The sequence below is a fragment of the Novosphingobium organovorum genome, assembly GCF_022832435.1.
GTDB lineage: Bacteria > Pseudomonadota > Alphaproteobacteria > Sphingomonadales > Sphingomonadaceae > Novosphingobium > Novosphingobium organovorum.
The window spans coordinates 1-3414 of the sequence record NZ_JALHLF010000201.1 but is presented as its reverse complement, the minus strand read 5'-3'; the positions used below and the strand labels follow the sequence as shown (position 1 = coordinate 3414).

The 3414-nt window shown below is 68.8% G+C and carries 6 protein-coding genes; 2 read left to right on the top strand and 4 right to left on the bottom strand.

The features are described from left to right. From MTR62_RS20495 to MTR62_RS20480, 4 genes are all read right to left on the bottom strand, one after another. Positions 1–336 (bottom strand): TIGR01244 family sulfur transferase (locus MTR62_RS20495; protein WP_244024437.1); only part of this gene is annotated, 336 nt, incomplete at its 3' end. Between the two features lie 48 nt (positions 337–384). Beyond that, complete coding sequence (locus MTR62_RS20490; protein ID WP_244024435.1) at positions 385–801, bottom strand: DUF6691 family protein; 417 nt, start codon at positions 799–801, stop codon at positions 385–387. A 1-nt stretch (position 802) separates the two neighbouring features. After that, complete coding sequence (locus MTR62_RS20485; RefSeq protein ID WP_244024433.1) at positions 803–1258, bottom strand: YeeE/YedE family protein; 456 nt, start codon at positions 1256–1258, stop codon at positions 803–805. A gap of 79 nt (positions 1259–1337) precedes the next feature. Beyond that, positions 1338–2279, bottom strand: coding sequence for an MBL fold metallo-hydrolase (locus tag MTR62_RS20480; protein WP_244024431.1), 942 nt, complete (start codon positions 2277–2279; stop codon positions 1338–1340). Positions 2280–2356: 77 nt separating this feature from the next. Between MTR62_RS20480 and MTR62_RS20475 the strand changes: the two genes are divergently transcribed. Together MTR62_RS20475 and MTR62_RS20470 are read left to right on the top strand one after the other, a co-directional pair. Beyond that, positions 2357–2992, top strand: coding sequence for a peroxiredoxin (locus tag MTR62_RS20475; protein WP_244024429.1), 636 nt, complete (start codon positions 2357–2359; stop codon positions 2990–2992). Beyond that, the coding region (locus MTR62_RS20470) for an ArsR/SmtB family transcription factor (RefSeq protein WP_244024427.1) at positions 2989–3414 on the top strand (426 nt) is incomplete at its 3' end. The genes MTR62_RS20475 and MTR62_RS20470, both read left to right, overlap by 4 nt.

Here is a 3414-nt window from a genome sequence, read left to right as displayed (position 1 = left end):
GCGGGGCAGGGCGCGGGCGGCGGCGGTGACCATCTGCGAACGGTTTCCGGTGCGGCAGAAGGCAAGCATCGGCCGCGGCCGCGTGGCGAGCGCCTCGGCGAAGGCCGCGGCCTGGTCCTGCGCGGTGCGATCGCCGCCGACCGGCAGGTAGAGCGTCTCGATCCCGAGCTCCTGTGCGGCGCGGGCCAGTGTTTCGAAGGCGGGCTGGCCGGGCTCTTCGCCATCGGGGCGGTTGCACACGATGGTGCGGATGCCCGCCTTCGCTGCGGCTTCGATGTCGGCCGGGGTGATCTGGCCCGAGATGAAGAGTTCGGGCTCGAATTGCCTCAATTGCATGCGGACTTCTCCTGCGATCTTATTGTTTTTACGGAATTTAGGACGGTTTCAGGTGTGGGGCCGGTCCGCCAGGCGGAACAGCGCCATCCCGGCGAGCATCGCGACCACGAACACGCTGGCGTCAAGCGGGTGGAATACGAGCGATGCGATCGCCGGGCCGGGACACAGCCCGCCAAGGCCCCAGCCCACCCCGAACAGCGCCGCGCCGCCGATCAGCCGGGCGTCGATGAGGCGCGTTCCGGGCAGCGCGAATTCCTCGCACAGCGCGGGCCGATGCATCCGCCGCTGGATCGCCCAGGCGAGCGCCATGACCAGCACCGCGCCGCCCATTACGAAGGCCAGCGTCGGGTCCCAGTGGCCCGCGACATCAAGGAAACCGCGCACCCGCGCCGGGTCCATCATGCCCGAAAGCGCGAGCCCGGCGCCGAACAGCAGGCCGGAGAAAAGGCCGATCAGATGGCGCATGTCAGCCTCCTGCGGTGAGCGCGTTGACGAGCGCGACGGTCACCATACCCGCCGCGATGAAAGTGAGCGTGGCGACGATCGAACGCGGTGAAAGTCGCGAGAGCCCGCAGACGCCGTGGCCGCTGGTGCATCCGCTGCCCAGCCGCGTGCCGATCCCGGTGATGACCCCGGCGAGGGTGAGGACGATCAGCGAGGTGGGAAACTGCGCCGGGATCGGGCCGGTCAGCGCCGCGACGATCAGCGCGCCAAGCGGCAAGCCGGCGATGAACAGCGCGGCGAGCGGCCAGGGCGCGCCGCCCTTGGCCAGCCCGGTGACCCGCGCGGTCAGCCCGCTGATGCCCGCGATGCGCCCCGCGCCAAGCAGCATCAGCGCACCGGCAAGGCCGATCAGGATACCACCGGCAAGGCCGCGAAGCGGCTGGGCGTGGGGGAAGGTATGGAGGAACCATTCGATCATGGGAGGTCCTTCGTTCCGGCCGGAAGGGGGGGCTTGGTCGCAGCGCGGGGGCCGGGGGGCTTGCCTGCGGCCGTCCGGCTCAGATCGCGTTGACGGGGATCTTGATGTAGGACACGCCGTTGTCCTCGGGTTCGGGCAGGTGGCCACCGCGGATATTCACCTGGACCGAGGGGAGGATGAGGTTGGGCATCGCCAGCGTTGCGTCGCGCGCGCTGCGCATGGCCACGAAATCGTCCTCGCTTACGCCATCGTGGACGTGGACGTTGGCGTCGCGCTGGGCGCCCACGGTGCTTTCCCAGGCGAAGGTGTCGCGTCCCGGCGCCTTGTAGTCGTGGCACAGGAACAGCCGCGTTTCGCGCGGGAGCGAGAGCAGGCGGCGGATCGAGCGGTAGAGCTGGCGCGCGTCGCCGCCGGGAAAATCGGCCCGTGCGGTGCCGTAGTCGGGCATGAACAGCGTGTCGCCCACGAAGGCGGCGTCGCCGATGACATAGGCCATGTCCGCCGGCGTGTGGCCGGGCACGTGCAGCGCGATGCCTTCGAGCGCGCCGATCGCGAAGCGTTCGCCATCGGCGAAGAGGTGGTCGAACTGCGAGCCGTCGCGTTCGAATTCGGTCCCGGCGTTGAACAGCTTTCCGAAGACGTCCTGTACGCGCACGATGTCCTTGCCGATCGCCAGCTTGCCGCCGAGCTTTTGCTGGAGGTAGGGCGCGGCTGAAAGATGGTCGGCGTGGGCGTGGGTCTCGATCAGCCAGGTCACTTTCAGATCGTGCGAGGTGACATAGTCGACGATGCGGTCGGCCGAGCGGTGCGTGGTGCGGCCCGCGGCGGCCTCGTAGTCGAGGACCGAGTCGATGATCGCGGCCTCACCGCTCGCCGGGTCGTGGACGACGTAGGACACGGTGAAGGTGGCTTCGTCGAAAAAGGCCGCGATGGAGGGGTGGCTCGCGGGATGGACGCGCGTGGTTTCGATCTGCGTGGCGGCCAGGCTCAGCGCGTCGGGCAGGCGGGGGGACTCGGACATGGGCTTCTCCGTGTTTTCACTTTATGTAATTATGTAATTGTATTGCGTCAAGGAGAAATCCGCGCTACAGCGAATCCATGGACGAACCCAACCCCATCGCATCGGCCGCGCTGCGCATCGGCGATGCCGCGCCCGCCTTCACCGCCCGCAGCACGCAAGGTCCGGTTTCGCTGCGCGACTACGCCGGGCGCTGGCTCGTGTTCTTCTCGCACCCAGCCGATTTTACCCCGGTGTGCACGTCCGAATTCGTCGCTTTCGCGCGGGCCGAGGCGGAATTCGCTGCGCGCGATTGCGCGATCCTGGCGCTTTCGGTGGACAGCCTGTTCTCGCACTTCGCCTGGGTGCGCGCCATTCGGGACCACTACGATGTCGAAGTGCGCTTTCCCATCGTCGAGGACCCGACCATGGTCATCGGCCGCGCTTACGGCATGGTCGCGCCCGACGCGCCCGATGCCGGGGCAGTGCGCACCGTCTTCGTGATCGATCCGGCACAGACGATTCGCGCGATCGTCGCCTACCCGGTCGAAGTCGGCCGTTCGGTCGCCGAGATCGTGCGTCTCGTCACCGCGCTGCAGGTGGCCGATGCGGGCAAGGGCCTGCCGCCCGAAGGCTGGCAGGTGGGCGACGCGCTGTTCGAGCCGCCCGAGCCCACGCTCGAAAGCGTGCTCGATGCCGCCGATCCGGCGGGCTGGTTTCTCAAGGAGTGTGAATGATGACGAGCGCCCCCGAAACCCCGTCGGCGCCTGCGCCTTTCGTTGCGCCGGGCGAGGCGCCGATCGAGCTGATCAAGGCGATCGGACACCCGCTGCGCTATCAGATCCTGGCCTGTGTGGCGCAAGGCGAACGCAACGTGGGCGAAATCGAGACCGCCACCGGGATCGGCCAGCCCACGCTCTCGCAGCAGCTGTCGGTGCTGCGCAACGCAGGCCTGGTCAGCGCCCGGCGCGAGGCCAAGCTGGTGTTCTACGCGGTCGAGCCCGCCGCGCTCGACCAGGTGTGCAGCGCGTTCCAGACGATCTGTCCGGCCGCCTTTCTCGATCATATGCGGGAGAAGCTGGCGGGGGCCGGTCCGGCCCCGAATCGCGCGACGCCTCCGGCCCCGGCGGGCGAGGCTGCGGCGAGCGCGGAGCCTGCT

What these genes read in the sequence shown, in the direction of transcription:
- MTR62_RS20490 (WP_244024435.1), bottom strand. Translation starts at nt 801, where the DNA reads ATGCGCCATCTGATCGGCCTTTTCTCCGGCCTGCTGTTCGGCGCCGGG.
- MTR62_RS20485 (WP_244024433.1), bottom strand. Translation starts at nt 1,258, where the DNA reads ATGATCGAATGGTTCCTCCATACCTTCCCCCACGCCCAGCCGCTTCGC.
- MTR62_RS20480 (WP_244024431.1), bottom strand. Translation starts at nt 2,279, where the DNA reads ATGTCCGAGTCCCCCCGCCTGCCCGACGCGCTGAGCCTGGCCGCCACG.
- MTR62_RS20475 (WP_244024429.1), top strand. Translation starts at nt 2,357, where the DNA reads ATGGACGAACCCAACCCCATCGCATCGGCCGCGCTGCGCATCGGCGAT.